The 15,880-nt window shown below is 64.7% G+C and carries 17 protein-coding genes and 1 tRNA gene; 3 read left to right on the top strand and 15 right to left on the bottom strand.

The window, feature by feature from the left end; all coding sequences use genetic code 11:
- Positions 1 to 7: 7 nt before the first annotated feature.
- The 8 genes from epsC to EWH12_RS15275 all read right to left on the bottom strand — a co-directional run bounded on the left by epsC (position 8) and on the right by EWH12_RS15275 (position 8,291).
- The gene (gene epsC / locus EWH12_RS15310) at positions 8 to 1,015 is read right to left on the bottom strand and encodes a serine O-acetyltransferase EpsC (protein ID WP_408021496.1); all 1,008 of its coding nucleotides are present in this window, start codon (positions 1,013 to 1,015) and stop codon (positions 8 to 10) included.
- Positions 1,016 to 1,104: 89 nt separating this feature from the next.
- Positions 1,105 to 2,430 (bottom strand): ATP-binding protein, encoded by a 1,326-nt coding sequence (locus EWH12_RS15305; RefSeq protein WP_129927108.1) that lies wholly within the window; start codon positions 2,428 to 2,430, stop codon positions 1,105 to 1,107.
- On the bottom strand, positions 2,427 to 3,137 hold the full coding sequence (locus tag EWH12_RS15300) for a response regulator (protein WP_066604215.1): 711 nt from the start codon (positions 3,135 to 3,137) through the stop codon (positions 2,427 to 2,429). The genes EWH12_RS15305 and EWH12_RS15300 overlap by 4 nt, the downstream gene beginning before the upstream one ends.
- 187 nt (positions 3,138 to 3,324) lie before the next feature.
- Positions 3,325 to 4,167 carry a TorF family putative porin gene (locus tag EWH12_RS15295; RefSeq protein WP_066604217.1) on the bottom strand — a complete coding sequence of 281 codons (843 nt, stop codon included), beginning with the start codon at positions 4,165 to 4,167 and terminating at the stop codon, positions 3,325 to 3,327.
- 294 nt (positions 4,168 to 4,461) lie between these two features.
- Complete coding sequence (locus tag EWH12_RS15290; RefSeq protein WP_066604219.1) at positions 4,462 to 5,958, bottom strand: SulP family inorganic anion transporter; 1,497 nt, start codon at positions 5,956 to 5,958, stop codon at positions 4,462 to 4,464.
- A 3-nt stretch (positions 5,959 to 5,961) separates the two neighbouring features.
- On the bottom strand, positions 5,962 to 6,660 hold the full coding sequence (locus EWH12_RS15285) for a carbonic anhydrase (protein ID WP_066604221.1): 699 nt from the start codon (positions 6,658 to 6,660) through the stop codon (positions 5,962 to 5,964).
- Positions 6,661 to 6,836: 176 nt separating this feature from the next.
- A complete protein-coding gene (locus EWH12_RS15280; RefSeq protein WP_066604228.1) occupies positions 6,837 to 7,547 on the bottom strand; it encodes a response regulator transcription factor in 711 nt (236 codons plus the stop codon).
- Positions 7,548 to 7,760: 213 nt separating this feature from the next.
- The gene (locus tag EWH12_RS15275) at positions 7,761 to 8,291 is read right to left on the bottom strand and encodes a 3'-5' exonuclease (RefSeq protein ID WP_129927107.1); all 531 of its coding nucleotides are present in this window, start codon (positions 8,289 to 8,291) and stop codon (positions 7,761 to 7,763) included.
- 211 nt (positions 8,292 to 8,502) lie between these two features.
- Between EWH12_RS15275 and EWH12_RS15270 the strand changes: the two genes are divergently transcribed.
- A complete protein-coding gene (locus tag EWH12_RS15270; protein WP_066605605.1) occupies positions 8,503 to 9,471 on the top strand; it encodes a magnesium and cobalt transport protein CorA in 969 nt (322 codons plus the stop codon).
- 287 nt (positions 9,472 to 9,758) lie between these two features.
- Here the strand turns inward: EWH12_RS15270 and EWH12_RS15265 are convergent.
- From EWH12_RS15265 to EWH12_RS15245, 5 genes are all read right to left on the bottom strand, one after another.
- Positions 9,759 to 9,835, bottom strand: a tRNA-Arg gene (locus EWH12_RS15265).
- A gap of 61 nt (positions 9,836 to 9,896) precedes the next feature.
- A complete protein-coding gene (locus EWH12_RS15260; RefSeq protein WP_129927106.1) occupies positions 9,897 to 10,367 on the bottom strand; it encodes a DUF1178 family protein in 471 nt (156 codons plus the stop codon).
- Entirely contained in the window at positions 10,364 to 11,194 is an 831-nt protein-coding gene (locus EWH12_RS15255) for a carbon-nitrogen hydrolase family protein (RefSeq protein WP_129927119.1), read from the bottom strand. The genes EWH12_RS15260 and EWH12_RS15255 overlap by 4 nt, the downstream gene beginning before the upstream one ends.
- Before the next feature lie 8 nt (positions 11,195 to 11,202).
- Positions 11,203 to 11,460, bottom strand: a complete 258-nt coding sequence (grxC, locus tag EWH12_RS15250) for a glutaredoxin 3 (RefSeq protein ID WP_066604234.1) — start codon at positions 11,458 to 11,460, stop codon at positions 11,203 to 11,205.
- A gap of 56 nt (positions 11,461 to 11,516) precedes the next feature.
- Positions 11,517 to 12,257 carry a ComF family protein gene (locus EWH12_RS15245; protein ID WP_129927105.1) on the bottom strand — a complete coding sequence of 247 codons (741 nt, stop codon included), beginning with the start codon at positions 12,255 to 12,257 and terminating at the stop codon, positions 11,517 to 11,519.
- A 41-nt stretch (positions 12,258 to 12,298) separates the two neighbouring features.
- Between EWH12_RS15245 and EWH12_RS15240 the strand changes: the two genes are divergently transcribed.
- A complete protein-coding gene (locus EWH12_RS15240; RefSeq protein WP_129927104.1) occupies positions 12,299 to 13,150 on the top strand; it encodes a methyltransferase domain-containing protein in 852 nt (283 codons plus the stop codon).
- Between the two features lie 12 nt (positions 13,151 to 13,162).
- On the opposite strand, the gene EWH12_RS15235 is transcribed toward EWH12_RS15240, so the two are convergent.
- Positions 13,163 to 13,945 (bottom strand): helix-turn-helix domain-containing protein, encoded by a 783-nt coding sequence (locus EWH12_RS15235; protein WP_129927103.1) that lies wholly within the window; start codon positions 13,943 to 13,945, stop codon positions 13,163 to 13,165.
- A gap of 78 nt (positions 13,946 to 14,023) precedes the next feature.
- Positions 14,024 to 14,902 (bottom strand): metallophosphoesterase family protein, encoded by an 879-nt coding sequence (locus tag EWH12_RS15230; protein ID WP_129927102.1) that lies wholly within the window; start codon positions 14,900 to 14,902, stop codon positions 14,024 to 14,026.
- A gap of 81 nt (positions 14,903 to 14,983) precedes the next feature.
- Between EWH12_RS15230 and EWH12_RS15225 the strand changes: the two genes are divergently transcribed.
- Positions 14,984 to 15,880, top strand: a complete 897-nt coding sequence (locus EWH12_RS15225) for a diacylglycerol/lipid kinase family protein (RefSeq protein ID WP_129927101.1) — start codon at positions 14,984 to 14,986, stop codon at positions 15,878 to 15,880.

The following is a 15,880-nucleotide window of genomic DNA, read 5'->3' as shown; positions in this document are numbered from 1 at the left end:
CGGCCCTCTAAATATTCTCGCCCACGCCGTCCGTGCTTTCCAACATGGCATGGACACGGTGCGGGGCGGAGACTTCGACGCGGCTCGTGACCTCATAATGCGCCTTGGCCTGGCGCACATTGCTGTCGGCGGGCACGCTGTCGGTCAGCCAGACATTGCCGCCGATGACGGAGCGGCTGCCCACAATGATTCGGCCCAGAACCGTGGCCCCGGCATAGACGACCACGTCATCCTCGATAATCGGATGGCGCGGGAGCGCCTTTTCCAGCGCGCCCTTGTCATCCGCGGGAAAGCTGCGCGCGCCAAGGGTCACGCCTTGGTACAGCCGCACCCGATCGCCCACAATCGCGGTTTCGCCGATGACGACTCCAGTGCCATGGTCGATGAAGAAGGATTGGCCGATGGTCGCGCCGGGATGGATGTCGATCCCGGTCTTGCCGTGCGCGATTTCCGACATGATCCGCGCCACCAGCGGCGCGCCCAGTCGATGCAGGCGATGCGCGAGCCGGTGATGGATGATCGCCAGCATCGAGGGGTAGCAGATCAGCACCTCGTCCACGCTGCGCGCGGCGGGATCGCCCAGGAAGGCGGCATCGACATCGGTGTCGAGCAGCACGCGCAAGGCCGGCAGGCTCTGGGCGAACGCGGCGATGATGCGCGCGGCTTCGCGATCGACGGCCTCCGCCGGCTCGTCCTTCAACGCATAGATGAGTTCCAGCCGGATCTGGCCGTAAAGTCGGCTGAGCACCGTTTGCAGCGTTTCGGCGACATAGGCGTCCTCATTATGGAGGCGCACGAAGCTGGGGCCAAGGCGCAGCGGGAACAGCGCGCCGCATAGCGATTGCATGATCTTGGTCAGATTGTCGCGCGAGGGGAAGCCTTCCGCGCCATATTCGGCATGATGCCGCTGCGCCTGGCGCCAGCGACTGCGCGCCGCGCCCAGTTCCGCGGTCAGCGCCACTATGTCCCAATAGCCTTCGACGATCCGATCATCGCCCTGTCCGTCCGCCATCATATCCGCCTCATGCGCCTGTTCCTGCGGGCATAGCGTGGCGACAGGCGTCGCGATAAACGAGTTTTGCTTGGGGTCGGACAGTTTCTCTTTTAGCCGCGCGGCCCGGACCTGGGCAGGTGCAGGCAGATTTCGGCGCGCAGCCCGCCTTCGGGCCGGTTGGCGAGCGTTAACTGCCCGCCTTCCGCCCGCACCGCTTTGGCGACGATGGCCAGGCCCAGGCCCAGGCCGCGCGTGTTGCGCTGGCGCGCGTCGTCGAGCCGGGCGAAGGGCCGCAGCACCTCATCCAGTTGTTCGCGCGGGATGCCGGGGCCATCATCATCGACGCGGATCAATATCTCGGCGCCGACCCGCTCCAGCGAAACGCGGGCGCGATCGCCATAGTGGAGCGCGTTTTCGATCAGGTTGCGCACCGCGCGACGCAGCGACAGCGCGCGAACCTCCATTTCCAGATGATCCGGCCCATCATAGGCAACGTCGTCGCCATGGTCCTGGAAAGCATCGACGATGGTGGCGATGGTGACCGCGACATCGGTGCGCACGGGCGGCTCAGGGTCTTTTTCGCCACCCAGGAAGGCGAGCAGCGATTCCAGCATCGCGCCCATTTCCTCCAGGTCGCCGGCCATCGCCTGCTGAATGTCAGCATCCTTCACCTCTTCAAGCCGCAATTGCAGCCGGGCGAGCGGCGTGCGCAGATCATGGCCGACCGCCGCCAGCGTTTCGGTGCGTTCGTTGATGAGGCGGTGGAGGCGCGACTGCATTGCATTAAAAGCGGCGATCAGGTTGCGCACGTCGCTGGTCCCTGCTTCGGGCACCATGACCGCCGACCCCAGGCCGATCCGGTGGGTCGCATGGGTGAGGTCGCGCAACGGGGCGAGCGTGCGGCGAATCAGCAGCCAGCCGGCGATCAGCAACGCCAGCACCGGGATCAGCGCCAGCCCCAGCCGACCCAGGGTGAAAGCCCATTTGCTGCCGCTATGGTGCATACCGAAATAGAGCCAGCTGCCGTCGGGCAGTTGCAACCCGCCATTGATTTCCGAATGGCGATTGGGCGCGGCCAGCCGCAGCCAGAGACGCGAGCGCTCCAGGCTGGGTTCCCAGGCGATGATCTGCTGGCGCATCCGCTCCAGTTCCGGCGAGAGCGGCGGCGGCGCGGCGGGCGACCAATGGACATCGTAGCGATCGGTGGTCAGTTGCAGGCCGAGCGCGGGGCGTTCCGCTCGCGGCTGCTCGGTCAGCAGCTTGCGGGCGATGACCAGATGCTCGGCCAGGCGCCGCGCCTCATCATCCTGCAACGATATCTGGCTGGTGCGCTCATAAATGAGCGTGCCGACCGCAAATTCCAGCATCACCGTCAACAGCAGGATCGCGAACAGGCGGCCAACCAGCCCCAGCGATCCCCTGACATGGCGTCTCAAGCGCGGCTGACCTCTGCGTTGAACATATAGCCAACACCGCGGACGGTGGTGATCGGCGCGCCCTTGTCGGCGGTGGACAATTTACGGCGCAGGCGGCTGACGAGGACGTCAATGCTGCGATCGCTGCTGTCGCCCATGCGGGTGCGCGACAATTCGATCAACCGCTCGCGCGCGATGACCCGCTGCGGATGGCTGAGGAAGGAACCGAGCAGGTCGAATTCCGCGCCGGTCAGCTCGACGATCGCGCCGGTGGGGGAGCGAAGTTCGCGCCGGGGGAAGTTGACGTTCCAGCCGTCAAAATGCGCCTCGCTCTCCCGATGCTCATCCGGGCCGCGCTCCACCCCGACGCGGCGCAGGATGGCGCGGATGCGGGCGATCAGTTCGCGCGTGCCAAAGGGCTTGGGCAGATAATCGTCCGCGCCCAATTCCAACCCGACGATCCGGTCCGTCTCGCTACCCTTGGCGCTGATGAAGATGATGGGGACGTCGCTCTTGCGCCGGATCTGACGGCACAGGTCGATGCCGTTGGTGCCGGGCAGCATGACGTCGAGGACGACGAGATCGACCGGGCCGGCGTCGAAGGCCACCCACATTTCAGGGCCGGAGGATGCGGGACGCACCTGATAACCATGTTCCTGGAGCGCCCGCGCGGTCAGCGTGCGCAACGGCGGATCGTCCTCGACAAGGATGATCGACGGGGCGGTCATGAAGGCGTCAGCGCACAAAATGTCATGGTCGGGAAATAGGGGGCGGCGGATCGGGGGTCAACCGCGCGGGTCGCGGGAAGTCCAGAAACGCGACTGTAGCAACAATTTGTCACGGCGGGGAAAATCCCGGCGCGCGCCAAAGCCTGAAGACCAATGCCGGGCCTGGCGAACCAGGCCCGGCGACGGATCAGAAAGCGGCCGAGATCGAGAACACGACTTGGCTGCGCGCGATCGACTTGCCGGCATTATCGCCGTCCGCCACCGAGAAGTTGGGACGGATATAGTTTTCCTCGACGCGGGCGATGTCGGTGTCGACATAGGCCACGCCCAGCGTCAGCGGCGTGCCGGGGATGGCGACGTCCGCGCCAACCAACCAATCAAGATATTTGCCGGTAGGCGCCAGCGAGGTGCCGTTGGGACCCAAGCCGGAATTGCCCTTCGACCAGCCCAGATGCGCCTTCACAGTGACCGGCGTGTTGGGGATTGCCGAATTGACGTCGGTCCAGAGATAGAGATTATCGTTCTTCTTGCCCGGCCGGAACACGGTGCAAGCCGCATCGCTGCATGTCTTGCCCAGCGCTTCCTGCTTGGGAGCATAGGCGACGCCGACCAGGGCATTGACTGGACCCAGGGCGCTCGACAGCTTGACATAGGGTTCGGCGAAATCGGTTTCGTCGAAACCGCTGGGATACATATACCAGATGAGGCCGACGTCGAGCTTGGCGCCTCCAAGATCAACAGCGTAGCCGGCATTGAGATCCAGTTCCATATTGGCGCCGCCAAAAGTGCCCCAACCCGACAGGTTGGAACCCCAGATTCCGGCGTAAGCGCCGGATTCATGACTGACGGAAATGCCGCCTTGGACGGCCATGCCCTTGTCCGACATCGAAACGCCGCGGAAGCGATAGTCCGAAACCATCGCAACGCTGCCGGTAACGGTGACGGGGCTGGCGGGTTCTTCCTGCGCGAAAGCCGGTACGCTGGACATGAGCGCGAGGGCGGCACAGGCTATTTGATACTTCATGAACATTCCCCTTTACGTTGGAATGTTCCGTCCTGCATCCGCTCTGGTCCGAAGATCTGTTATTGATCGTCTTCGATACCGGCGGATGACCTTGCCCTATTCTGTCCTGCCCGCGAGACAAACCGCTTTTACTGCAACTGCGAAAGGACCAGGCCGGCTGTGATATGCCGGGCACGGTTCTTTGCTGAATTAGCAACATAATGTTGCTATTATGTTGCTAGTTTAACTCGCCATAAAGAAAAGCCGCCGCGCCCGGTGAGACGCGACGGCTCAGGACATCGCCCGATTTTTTTTGGGGGATCAGGCGACGAGTTGACGCATCCGTCCGGTGGCGCCGAACAATTCGACCGGCCCACCCGCGACCCGGCGGCGATCGACCCATTCGCGCAACATTTCCGCGCACGTATGATCGATATGGCCGAGCCGTTCGACATTCAGTATGACCACTCCGGCGGCCGGCAGAGATTCAAGCTTGGCCGACAATTTGGGCAAGTTGAGGAATGTGGCGGTGCCGCGCAGCGCCACCTCATGCGCTTCGCCCCGACTTTCCTCATCCACCTTCAACCGCAAGCGTGTGGCGTGAGGCAGCAGTTCGAGCAGCGACAGGCCGATGCCCACCAGCACGCCGGTCAGCAGGTCGGTCGCCACGACGCAGATCAGCGTCGCCGCCCAGACGATCGCGGGCAGCGGACCGTAAAGGTGGAACAGATGCTTGACATGCGCGACGCTGACCAAGCGGACGCCGGTGATGACCAGAATGCCGGCCAGCGCGGCCATCGGAATTTCGCGCAGCAGCCAGGGCAGCAGAGCGACGAAGCCCAAAATCCAGACGCCGTGGAGGATCGCCGACAGACGGGTCTTGGCCCCGGCCTGGACGTTGGCCGAACTGCGGACGATGACGCCAGTCATCGGCAGCGCGCCGGCGAAGCCGCAAAGCAGGTTGCCCACGCCCTGGGCGCTAAGTTCGCGATTATAATTGGTGCGCACGCCGTCGTGCATGCGGTCGACCGCCGCGGCCGACAGCAAGGTTTCGGCGCTGGCGATGAAGGCGATGGCGATGGCGGTGGTGATGATCGTCGGGTTCATCAACTGCGCCATCAGCCCGGCTTCGGGCAAGGCGACCGCCGCGACGATCGATTCGGGCACGACCACGCGCGCGACCGGCAGGCCAAGCGCAAAAGCGACGATCGTCGCGGTCACCACGCCAACAAGCGCGCCGGGCACCAGTTTCAACGATGCGGGACGGAATTTCTCCCAACCCAACATGCTGAAGATGGTGACGAGGCCGACGGCGAAGGCGGTTGCCGCATCGCCGTTCGACAGGCCGAAAATCTGACCCGGCATGGCGATCAGGTTATGCAGGCCGCTGGATAGGGGCTTATCGTCGAACAGCACATGGAACTGGCCGACGACGATCAGCACGCCGATCCCGGCGAGCATACCATGCACGACCGCCGGTGAAATGGCGCGAAACCAGCCGCCGACCCGCAACAGGCCGGCGACGATCTGGATCGCGCCCGCCAGAATGAGGATGGGACCGAGGGCGGACAGCCCCTGTTCGCGGACGATTTCAAAGACGATCACCGCAAGACCGGCGGCCGGACCGCTGACCTGCAACGGCGAACCCGCCAGCAGGCCGACGACCAGGCCGCCGATAATGCCGGTGATGAGGCCCTTCTCCGGCGGCACGCCGGAAGCAATGGCGATGCCCATGCAGAGCGGCATCGCCACCAGGAAGACGACGATCGACGCCGTGAAGTCGCGGCTGAAATTGCCGCCGGAAAGAGCCTTCAGCATGATTTACTCCGCCGCTTGGGCAACGGCCGCTGCGCCAGCGAGGCGGCGGCCATGGGGAAGCGCGACCGGCATCGGCTGGCCTTCGCGCAGGGGCGAGAATTGGCCGGTTTCGCCATCCAGCCCCAGTATCTGACCGGCGTGGATATCGACGTACCAGCCGTGCAGCGCGATTTCGCCGCGCGCGATGCCCGACGCCACCGAAGGATGGGTGCGCAGATGCGCGAGTTGGGCGACGACATTTTCCAACGCCATGTTGCGCAGCTTTTCAGCATCGCTCAGATCGTCGGGATAATTTTCGCGGCAGACCATTTGCGCGGCATGGCTGTGGCGCAGCCAGGCGGCGACGTTGGGCATCTTCGTCAGGTCGGCATTGGTAGACAGCGCCTTCATCGCGCCGCAGTCGCTATGGCCGCAGATGATGATGTCGCGCACGCCCAGCACCATCACCGCATATTCGACGGTGGAGGTGACGCCGCCATTCTGCGTGGCGTGCGGGGGGACGATGTTGCCGGCGTTGCGGCAGACGAACAGATCGCCGGGCGCCGCCTGCATGATATGTTCGGGAACGATGCGCGAATCGGCGCAGGAGATCATCAGCGCCTTGGGGCTTTGGCCGTGGCTGGCCAGTTGGTTGTAGAGCGCGCTTTCGTTCGGGAAAACCTTGGTTTCGAAGCTGAATACGCGACCGAGTAGCTCGTTCATGGAGTCTATCCTCTTCTAACATGGCGCCAGTCAGGGGGCGGACCGGCTTGAGGCCAAGAATAAGGACGCGGTTTTGCTGCAGCGCAGCGGCTTTGTTAAAAACTATGTCTGAGTAATGGACCGTGCGATTGTCGCGCCAAACCGCATAATCGGCGCGTAGAAGCTGGAAACCCCGGTCAGCGCCGATCGACCACAGCGCTGAACATATAGCCCACGCCACGAACGGTAACAATTGGCGCAGACCGTCCGCCCGCGCCCAGCTTGCGGCGCAGCCGGCTGACCAGCACATCGATGCTGCGATCGGACGATGGCGCGTCGCGCACGCCCGCAAGCTCCATCAACCGCGCGCGCGCGATGACCGTTTGCGCATGGTCCAGAAAAACCGCCAGCAGCGCGAATTCGGCGGCGGTCAGTTCGACCAGACGCCCGCATGGATCTGTCACTTCCCGCCGAGCGAAATCCACGATCCAGCCGTCGAAAATAGCCTCTGTCTGGCGACGCAGGCCCAGCGCCCGCTCGCTCCGGCCGCGACGCAGCACCGCGCGCAGACGGGCGGCGAGTTCGCGGATCGCATAGGGTTTGTCCATATAATCGTCCGCGCCCAGCTCCAACCCGACCACGCGGTCGACCTCCGAGCTGTTCGATCCGACGAGGATGACGGGCACGTCGCTACGTTCGCGGATATCGCGGCACAAATCGAGTCCATCAGGCCCACGCAGCGCCGCATCCAGCACGACCGCTCCAACCGGCGTGGTGGTGAGGGCGCTGAAAATATCGGCCGCCGACGCCGCAGGCAAAGCACGAAATCCGCTTTGCTCCAGATATTCGCGTATCTCGCGCCGCAAATCCTGCTGTGTTTCGGCGACCAGTATCAGTGGTGGATTCATCCGCCCTGAACAGCGCCCGGAGTGGAACCGACTTTGGCGGACAGAGCCGCCTGGATAAGGGCTATAATCGGCGACATGGGCGTCTCCTCCGCGGCAGAGGCAATCTGCGACTTTTGGCCGTGCGATCGCGAACAGCGGAAAGATTTACGGTTGGCGAATGTCTCCGTAATTTGCCGTATGTAACAAATCATTGCCAGCGCAATTATCGGCCCTTCATTGCGCGGCGATCAGGACCGGCAAAGGCGGCGGCATCGCCCCGCCGCAAAGATGCGCGATCAGCGCCGACAACCACAGCGCATCCCCGGCCGCGCGATGCCGCGTCGCCCCCTGCCCATCGGCGAAGGCCATGGCGGCGATGATCCGTCGCTCGTCCGCGCCCTGCTCATCGAACAGGGTCGCAACATGTTGAATCGTGAAAGGCGTCGGCGCGCCGGCCGCGGCCGCCAGGGTATCAAGCCAATATTGATCGATCAGGCTGTCGGCGACCACCCGCCGTCCCTGCGTCGCGCCGGCCAGTTCTGCCAGCACGACGGCGGCAGGTTGCCCCTCGCACGCGATCCGCTCGCGGCTCAGGCCATGCAACGCCTCGGCCTCCGCCGTCCAGTCCCAGCCGGCCCAGCTATCATGCGGGCGAATCAGCCAACTGCGCGACCTGTCGCCATCGGCTATGCCCACTTCGATCGGGAAGGACCGTCCATGGCGTGGTAGGCAGGACGCCTCGAAATCGATAGTTATGATGTGCAAGGCACAGCTCCATATTCTCGTGCGACCCGCCCCCTCCAAGCATGTGCCGCGCGTTCTTCTATGCGCCCCTTTCGGCGTGAACTATGTCATGCCAAAGTCAATCGCCACCCCCTTCAGCAAAAATCATATGGGCTGGCGCAGGGATGCGGCGAAAGGCGCGACGCGGTTGAAATTGTCTGCTAGCGGACGGAAACCAAAGGGAAACACGCGCATGACCGTCGTCGCCGCCTATCTCTATCGCAACGGCCAGCGAGTCCGCCCGGTGGCGATCGACGAGCGGGTCGATTGCGCGCCCGACAAGTCCGAATTCATCTGGATCGGCGTGGCCGACCCGACGGTGGAGGAAATGGAGACGCTGGCCCGAACCCATGGCCTGCATCCGCTGGCGATCGAGGATGCGATCAAGGCCAACCAGTTGCCCAAGGTCGATATTTACGGCGACCAGTTGTTCGTGGTCGCCCGCACCGCCCATGTCGAGGGCGACGCCATATGCTACGGTGAAACCGCTCTGTTCGTTGGCCCCAGCCATATCATCAGCGTCCGCCACGGATCGGCGCGCGCCCATCTGGCGCTGCGCGAGGAGTTGGAGGCCGTGCCGTCCCGCCTGGCCCAGGGGGTGGATTATGTGCTGCACGCTATCCTCGACTTCATCGTCGACGGCTATCTGCCGATTATCGAGGGGATCGAGGAGGAGGTGCTGGAAATGGAGCAGCAGATGATCGACCATTTCCTGCGCCGGGAGGATATCACCCGCATCTTCAGCCTGCGCCGCCAGCTGATCCGCTTCCAGCGCGTCCTGCTGCCTATGCAGGAGGTCGCGACCAAATTCGTCAAGATGGATCTGCCCAGCATCGATCCCGAAGCCCGGCCCTATTTCAGCGACGTGCGCGACCATGTCCGCCGGGTGCAGACGATGGTCGATGATTTGCGCGAAATCCTGAACAGCGTATTCGAATCGAGCAACCTATTGGAGCAGCAACGCACCGGCGAGATTACCCGCCAGCTTGCCGCCTGGGCCGCGATCCTGGCCGTGCCGACCGCGATTGCGGGAATTTACGGCATGAATTTCGAACATATGCCCGAACTCAAGACGCGCTACGGCTATTTCGTGGTGCTGGGCGTGATCGGCGTGGTGTGTTCGCTGCTCTACGCCCGGTTCAGGAAGCTGAAGTGGCTGTAACAGCGGCCACCGACTCGCGTATCACCAACTCATGCGCCAGATAGTCGTTCATGCGGGCTGTGGCGTCCCCGCCCCGCGCCGGTGCGCCAGTGAGACGATCGCGGCGGCCATGTCGTCATTGCTGGCGCAGATGGCGGTCGGTCGGTCAGGCCGGTCCAGCAACATCGCGCCCGCCGCCAGCCCCACCCTCTCGGACGTTGCGGCTGAAATGTTGATGGCTAACCTTGCTCAACGGTTAGCCAATAGCGCCGACGACACCGGGGAAAAGAAGGCGCAAATGCCAAAGGTGGTGCACCCGACGGGATTCGAACCCATGGCCCTCAGATTAGGAATCTGATGCTCTATCCTGCTGAGCTACGGGTGCCCGGCGATGGCTCTATTGCGCGCGAAGAGCCCGGTCAATTCTCGGCGGTCAATTTAATGGCTCAATTCTTGGCCTGCGGCGGGATGACCGGAAAGGGGAGCGGCGCGACCTCCACCCCTTCCGCGATCAGCGCCTTGGCCTCGGCCGGGGCCACCTCGCCATGGATGCTGCTGCGGTCCTTTTCGCCGTAATGCATCGCGCGCGCCTGCTCGGCGAAACCGCGACCGACCCAGGTGCTGTCCTCCAGCGCCTTGCTCTGCGCCGTCGCCAGCGCCTCGACCAGCGCCTTCATCTTCGCCTGATCCGCGCCGCTCATCGCCGGTGCGGCAGGTTCTTCCCGCACGGCAACGGCACGGCTATTGCCCTTCGCGCCCACTGCAGGGGCCATCACCGCCTTGGTCACATCGCCATCGCCGCACAGCGGGCAGGCGAGCAGGCCGCGCGCCTTCTGATCCTCATAATCGGCGCCGGACCCGAACCAGGCTTCGAACACATGGCCCTGGCCTGCGCATTTGAGGTCGAACACGATCACGAAACAGTCACATCCCTGGGTATCACACGGCGGTTGGCGATCGCTGGCACGCGCCCGCGCACATCCCCTACGCGCCCAAGATCGAGATCCGCATGCCCCAGTCCGGCCGTCTCGCCCATATCAAGCAGCACCTCGCCCCAGGGATCGATCACCACGCTATGGCCATAGGTTATGCGGCCATCGGCATGTGTCCCCACCTGCGCCGTCGCAATGACATAGCAGCCCGCCTCGATCGCCCGCGCACGCAGCAGCACATGCCAGTGCGCCTGCCCGGTCGGCACGGTGAACGCAGCGGGCGCCAGCAGGATCGTCGCGCCCGCATTGGTCAACGCGCGATACAGATCGGGGAAGCGCATGTCGTAGCAGATGGAAAAGCCCATTCGACCCCAGGGCGTGTCCGCAGCGACCACCTGCTCGCCCGGCCCGTAGACCGAGGATTCGCGCCAGCTTTCGCCGGTGGCGAGATCGACGTCGAACAGGTGGATCTTGTCATAGCGCGCGCGGATGCCGCCGCTGTCGTCGATCAGGAAGCTGCGATTGGCCCAGCGTCCGTCAGCCCGCTCGCCCTTCAGCGGCAGCGACCCGATATGCACCCACAGCCCTTCCCGCGCCGCCGCGTCGCGCACTGCGGCCAGCACCACATCCTCCGCCTCGCTGCGCAGCGTATCGGCCGCGCGCTGGCGGTCGCGGTCCAGATATCCGGCCATTTCGGGCGTGAACAGCATGTCCGCGCCCTCGCCCTTGGCGCGCTTCACCTTCTCGACAATGGCGGCGGCATTGGCGGCGGGATCGATCCCGCTGGTCATCTGAAACAGGGCGGCGCGCATTTTGTCGCTCACAGGCCCAACAAGGCGTCCAGCTTGCCGTCGCGGTTCAGCGCGCCAAGATCGTCGCTGCCGCCGATATGGGCGCCATCAATGAAGATTTGCGGCACGGTGGTCCGGCCGGGCGCACGGTCCAGCATCTCGTCACGCTTGGGCCCGCCCATGGTTATGTCATATTCCTCGAACGCCACGCCCTTGTCGGTCAGCAGCGCCTTCGCCCGCGCGCAATAGCCGCACCAAGCCTTGGTATAGATTTCGACTTTCGCCATAATAGCTCCTTTCCCCTGAAATTGGGGGAACGCGCGGCTTTGTCAATCGCCGCCCCTCATTCGACATCGGCATCCGGCAACACACGCGCCCAGCAGAGCAGCCGCACGTCGCCCGCGCCGCAACGCTTGAGCACCCGCGCGCAGGCCGCCGCCGTCGCCCCGCTGGTGTGGACATCGTCGATCAACAGCACGCGCTGCCCCTTGATCGCGGACGCATCCGCCAGCGCGAAGGCCCCGCGCACCATCTTCGCCCGCTGCGCCGGGTTCATCCCACGCAGCGGCGCAGTCCGCTTCACCCGGCGCAAGGCGCGCTTCTCCACCGGCCAGCCTGTCAGCCGCCCCAGATGGTCCGCGATCAGCGCCGACTGGTTGAAGCCCCGATGCCAAAGCCGCCAGCGGTGCAGCGGCACCGGCATGATCAGCGCCTCCGCACTCCCCACATGGCGCAGCATCTGCCGCGCGATCAGTCGCGCGAGGCCGATGCGCCGCCCATATTTGAACCGCAGCGCCACCGTCTTCGCCACATCGCCATAGGCCAGCACAGCGCGCGCGCTGTCCCAGGGCGGCGGGTTGGCCACGCACGCGCCACACTCGGCCCCCGCGCCCATGTCGTGCGGGAAAGGCGCGCCGCAGCGCGCGCAGCAGGGGTCGCCCAGCAATTCCATGCCGCTCCAGCAGGACAGGCAGAAGGCGAAATCCGCCCCCACGATGGCGCCGCAACCGGGGCAGCGCGGTGGCAGCGCATAATCGACCGCAGGCTGCAAAACGCCCTTGAGAAGCGGGAGGAGCGACATCATCTGCCTTGTCCGCACTTCGCGCCCGATGCACAAGGCCCGCCATGGATGACCGCCCCGACATTTTCGACCGCGCCCGGCGTGCGCGCCAGCGCGACCGGATGCTGCCCGTCTTCGCCGATCATGACTTCCTCTATCGCGCGATGCTGGACGAGTTGATCGATCGCTTGGCCGATGTGCAGCGCGACCTGCCCGAAGCGCTGGTGATCGGCTGCCCGGACGGCAGCGCGAAGGCGGCGCTGGAGGCGATAGGCAAGCGCGTCGCCTGCGCCGATCCCGGCTTCCTCGCGGCTAAAGCGGCGGGCGGCGTCCAGATGGACGAAGACGCCCTGCCCTTCGCCGACGACAGTTTCGATCTGATCGTCGCCTGCGGCACGCTAGACAGCGTCAACGACCTGCCCGGTGCGCTGATCCTGATGCGCCGCGTGCTGCGCCCCGATGGGTTGATGCTCGCGGCCTTTGCGGGTGCGGGCAGCCTGCCCCGCCTCAAATCCGCCCTGCTCGCCGCCGAAGCCGACCGGCCCGGCCAGCATGTCCATCCGCAGGTCGATGTGCGATCGGCCGGTGATCTGCTCAGCCGCGCCGGATTCGCCATGCCGGTCGCGGACGGCGAGACGCTGGCCATCCGTTATGGCGATGTCGTACGCCTGATGCACGACCTGCGCTTCATGGGCGCGGGCAATGCGCTGAACATGCGCGCGCCGGCGCTGACCCGCGACGCGCTGACGCGCGCGGCGGGCCATTTCGCCGATGCCGCCGACCCGGATGGGCGGACGGCGGAGCGGATGGCGCTGGTCTATCTGTCCGGCTGGAAACCCGATCCCAGCCAGGTCGGACCGGCCCGGCGCGGCAGCGCGACCGTGTCTCTGGCGGCGGCATTGAAGGGGAAAGAATAGCGCTTTCGCGGTTCACTCGATCATGACGGCCACCACACGCCAGACGCCATTTTCGCGTTCCAGCGTCACCGTCTCCGTCGCCTCGGCCTTGTTGGCGAAGCGCGTGCGAAACTTCACCATCTCAAAGCCATTGGGCGGGGCAAGCAGATATTCCTGACTAAGCAGGTCGCGGGATATCATCGCACCCAACGGCGTGCGCACCTTTTCCTGCACCGATGCCCAGAGCTGGGGCGTATTGGCCTTGCGGAAGGATGATCCGGTCGTCCGATAGCCATCGTCCCAGCGCCCCTGATCCCCTAGCGCCAGCCATCGCCGCGCCGCATCGACCACTTCGGCGTTTGACGCCGCCTGGGTGACGGCCGGCGCTTGGGACGACGGCGCGGAAGCAAGTTGCGGCAAGGCGGCAAGCGCCAGCAGGCCAAGAACAAACGTCATGAGAACTACTCCGATGATGAGCCGGTAAGGACGGGTTGCCCGTCCCGCGCCGCCGGTCGGCGCGCTGTCCTCATCCATCTCAGTCGCAGCCACGTCTGCCCCGATTTCTCTGTCCCCCACATAATCGGGGGCCTCCCCCGGATCGCCACTCTCAGCCTCCAGCAGCATCCGGGCGGCCTCCCGGCTGCTGGACACCGCCATCTTGCGCCGCGCGTCGCGGAGCCGCTCGTTGATCGTATGGACCGACAGGCCCAGGCTGCGGGCGATCGACTTTGCGTCATGGCCGCGGACGATCAGGCGCAGCGTCTGCTTCTCCTTCTCGCTCAGCGCCCAGCCCATATCCGTCATCTGCGTGCTCATAATGAAAAGACCTATGTCAGGCCTTGGGTGGCAGCTACCCCGAAAAATTTGTATCGTAACCGGCAGATCGCTCCGCCATCATCCCAGTCCCCGCCGCCCCTCCAACTCACCCACGGTCGGCGCGTCCGCAACCTCCCGTGATGCCCATGCCTCGCCGTCATGCCGATATTCCACATGGCTCGCGCGCCGGAACGCCGCCCCGTCCCACACGATCACCTGCAACTCCATCTCGTTGTTGCGCCGCACATGCAGCCAGTTGAAGCTTTGCGGCTCGGCGTTGCGCAGCCGGGTCGATGTCGCCGTGCCGGCCTGAATCACCAGCGCGCCGCCGCTATGCTCGACCATTTTGCGCGCAGCCTCCGCATAGGTGCGGTGGAAATGGCCGGCGAGCGCCAGATGCACCCCGGCTTCGCACGCGGCCTTGATCGCGTCGTCATGCTGACCCACCGCTTCGCTCAATTCCCCGCCCCGGCCGATCGGCATGGAAAAGAGCGGATGATGGGTCACGAGGATGCGGGTCTTGTCCGGCGCGACATGGGCGAAGCGCGCGCGCAGCATGTCCATCTGGTCATGGTTGATCCGCCCGTCCTTTATCGTCAGCGAACGGGCGGTGTTGAGGCCCAGGATCGCAACCTCGCCATCTTCGTAAAAGGGGCACAGGTCGTTGCTGATATAGCGTTTGTAGCGGTCCAGCGGCGCCGCGAAACGCCGCACCACGTCGTAAAGCGGCACGTCATGATTGCCCGGAATGACCAGCGTCTTGAGCCCCGCGGCCTTTAGCCGCCCCAGCCAGACTGCGGCCTGCTTGAACTGCTCCACCCGCGCGCGCTGGGTGAAGTCGCCGCTGATGACTACCAAGTCGGGGCGGCGCTCCTCCAGCCAGGCCGTGGCGGCATCAACGATCTTGGGATCGTTGGCGCCAAAATGAATGTCGGAGAGATGTGCGATGCGAGCCATGCCAGGGTAACGAATCCATGGCCTATGGTTTCCCTAAGCATTGGGATGCACCCGAAATCGATTTGGCGGAGTTATTGCGGCATGGAAACGAACCCCCTCCCCAAGGACGCCATATTGGTCGTCAACGCCCATAGCCGACGCGGGCAGGATAATTTCGCGCAGGCGAAAGAGAAGCTGGAGGCCGCAGGCGTCCGCCTGATCGCCGCCCATGCGGTCGAAGAACCCGAAAAGATGGCGCAGATCGTGCGAGAGGCGGTCGCAAGCGGCGCGCCGATGGTGATCGTCGGCGGCGGCGATGGCTCCATGTCCGGCACGGTGGACGAATTCGTCGGCAAGGGCTGCGTGTTCGGCGTGTTGCCATTGGGGACCGCGAACAGCTTTGCACGGACATTGGGCCTGCCGCTAGATCTGGATGGCGCGGTGCAGGCGATCGCATCGGGGAAGCGCCGCCGCGTGGACCTCGGCATGATCGATCAGGATTACTTCGTCAACGCCGCCTCACTGGGCCTGTCCCCGATGATCGGCCAGACCGTGCCGCACAAGCTGAAGCGCTATCTGGGGCGGATCGGCTATCTGATGTGGGCGGTCAAATGTTCCGTCGGCTTTCGCGCGTTTCGCCTGACGATCGACGATGGCGAAAACCAGCGTCGCATGTGGTCGACCGAAGTGCGTGTCCTCAACGGTCCCTATCATGGCGGGGTCGAACTGTCGGACCATGCCGATGTCGATACCGGTGAAATCGTAATTCAGGCGGTGGTCGGGCGCAGCAAGCCGCGCCTGGCCTGGGACTGGTACGCCAAATTCTTCAAGCTGCGCGATCGCGACGCCCATACCGAGGAATTTCATGGGCAGTCGTTCAGGATCGAAACCAAGCCGCGCCAGCGCATCTCGATCGACGGCGAAGTGCTGGCGAAGACGCCCGTGACCGTGAAGATCGCGCCGGGTGCGGTCGATGTGGCGGTGCCGGCGGACGGATAG

Origin of the sequence: Sphingobium cupriresistens, from assembly GCF_004152865.1 — a bacterium.
GTDB classification, from domain to species: Bacteria; Pseudomonadota; Alphaproteobacteria; order Sphingomonadales; family Sphingomonadaceae; genus Sphingobium; species Sphingobium cupriresistens.
Note: the sequence above shows the minus strand (reverse complement) of the source record. Positions and strands in the feature narration are given on the sequence as shown.